This is a genomic window from Desulfobacterium sp. N47 (assembly GCF_051233685.1).
GTDB lineage: Bacteria > Desulfobacterota > Desulfobacteria > Desulfobacterales > RPRI01 > RPRI01.
This window is the reverse complement of record NZ_JBAMMY010000061.1, coordinates 1-1,565: the sequence shown is the minus strand read 5'-3', so window position 1 is coordinate 1,565 and position 1,565 is coordinate 1. Positions and strand designations below refer to the sequence as shown.

The following is a 1,565-nucleotide window of genomic DNA, read 5'->3' as shown; positions in this document are numbered from 1 at the left end:
GGTAGAGTAGAGAGATGGTCTATGCGATTTTAGGTTCGGCCTATCTGTTTCCGCCCCTTTCGTATGACGGTGCCTCAATATCCCAACCATGACTGCCTCAACCATCCCTCCCTCATCAATCCGTGCATGCGGTTTTCCCGCACACGGCTTTCCGATGTTCTTCACTGCAAAGCATGCGCTTTTGTCCAGCCCGCTGTCGTTGGCTTTGTAGAGCCCGTACTTCTCGTACAGATCCCGATTTGTGAACCGTACATATCCTGTTTCCCGATCTCTGATCTTGTGGCGTTTCCGCAAATGGGTTCTTAACCGCTCCTCCAGATGCCACCGCACCTCACTTAGAACCGTGCTACAGTTTCGCACATGAAAGTAGCCTACCCAACCACGAACCGCTGTATTTACCTTGTTAACCAGCAAATCCAAAGGCATAATCGCCCGTGTCCTGGCTGTCAATCCGGTAATACGATCTTTGATCGCTTTCAGGGATTTCTTCGAAGGCTGGACATGAGGATAGTGGTTTCCTGTTCGGCGGCTCTTTGCCATCCGGATTTCAAACCCGAGAAAGGCAAACATCCCATGATAGGTGTTTACTACCCGTGTCTTGGATTCGTTTAACCGAACTCCCATCCGTTCAAGAACTCTCCGCAGTATGATCATCGCTGGCTCACTGCTTTTCCGGCACAGCACAACAATATCATCCGCATATCTGATGATACGTGCTCCTATCTGCCGATCTAAGCCCCGCCTCTCCCATATCCTGTCCAATAAATGCAAAAACAGATTGGACAGCAACGGTGAGATAACTCCACCCTGCGGTGTCCCTTTACGGTTGCCCTTGCCTCCGCCAATGGTGCGCTTCGTCCCATCCTTATCAACCTCTATGACTGAGGCCTTGAGCCACATCTGTATCAGGTGCAACATCGCTCCGTCACAAATGCGCTCGGCGAGCATGATCATGAGCTTGGCATGGGGTATAGAATCAAAATATCTGGATAAATCAGCATCAATAACCTGATTGTATCCTTGATTCAGAGATTTTGCTACATCATCGATGGCATCATGAGCAGACCTCCCGGGTCTGAACCCATAGGAAGTATCACAAAAATCAGCTTCGAATATCGGCTCGATGACCAGCTTCCTCTGTAGTGTCCTGATACTTTCCGGAGTTGTTAGCATTTCTGCAATCCCCCTATCCTCCACTCTTTGGTTGCGTAAACAAAGCAGGGCCTCTTCCCTCGGGCGGGTTATGTTGTCCCATACCCTCAAACGGTACTATAGACCCCTCCGACTCCCAATACGGCCTGCTGCGATTTCGGTTTTACCTTATACGCACCGGTTGATATACCTCGTGTATCACCGCATTGGGTCTCCAGCACTGGGTTGTTCATCTTCTGCGACATGCCGCCCCTGCTACCCCGGAAGATCCCGGCAAATGCTTCCGTTTTCCAATCTGCCAGACTTCGGCCTTCCCCACACGTCCACTGGGTCGGCATCTTCGTTCTATTCACGAGGCTACTTATAGGTTCACTTTCGCTACGGCCTGCCGTTTTGCCAATTGGGAACTCACG

The 1,565-nt window shown here is 50.7% G+C and carries 2 protein-coding genes; both read right to left on the bottom strand.

The genetic code is table 11. The features are described from left to right. On the bottom strand, nt 1-1,173 hold a 1,173-nt coding region (locus VXK47_RS03690), incomplete at its 3' end, for a reverse transcriptase domain-containing protein (protein ID WP_435547419.1). A gap of 86 nt (nt 1,174-1,259) precedes the next feature. Beyond that, nucleotides 1,260-1,505 carry a hypothetical protein gene (locus tag VXK47_RS03685; RefSeq protein ID WP_435547418.1) on the bottom strand — a complete coding sequence of 82 codons (246 nt, stop codon included), beginning with the start codon at nt 1,503-1,505 and terminating at the stop codon, nt 1,260-1,262. Nucleotides 1,506-1,565 lie beyond the last annotated feature (60 nt).